The 297-nt window shown below is 50.5% G+C and carries 1 protein-coding gene; it reads right to left on the bottom strand.

Annotated elements, in window-relative coordinates:
• Positions 1-297: amino acid kinase family protein (locus FLQ44_RS25480; RefSeq protein ID WP_500692530.1), on the bottom strand; the 297-nt coding region annotated here is incomplete at both ends.

The raw sequence follows: 297 nt of genomic DNA, 5'->3' as shown, positions 1-297 counted from the left end.
GAATAAATTGCCGTCTTTGCCGCAAAGTCCTACAGCATTGCCTCCAGCCCGGTTAATCAGGGAAACGAGTTCTTTATTCACCCGACCGACTAAAACCATTTCCACAACGTCCATTGTGGGAGCATCGGTGACGCGCAGACCATTTTTAAATTGTGGCTCGATTCCCAGCTTATCCAGCCAAGAGTTGATTTCCGGGCCACCGCCATGTACTACAACTGGGCGCAAACCGACGCAGGATAAGAATACGATGTCGCGGATTACTTTGTCTTTGAGCGAGCTGTCTTTCATGGCAGCGCC

Source organism: Vogesella mureinivorans, from assembly GCF_007644035.1.
Classification (GTDB): Bacteria; Pseudomonadota; Gammaproteobacteria; order Burkholderiales; family Chromobacteriaceae; genus Vogesella; species Vogesella mureinivorans.
The sequence above is the reverse complement of the archived record's forward strand: the minus strand, read 5'-3'. Positions and strand labels throughout refer to the sequence as shown.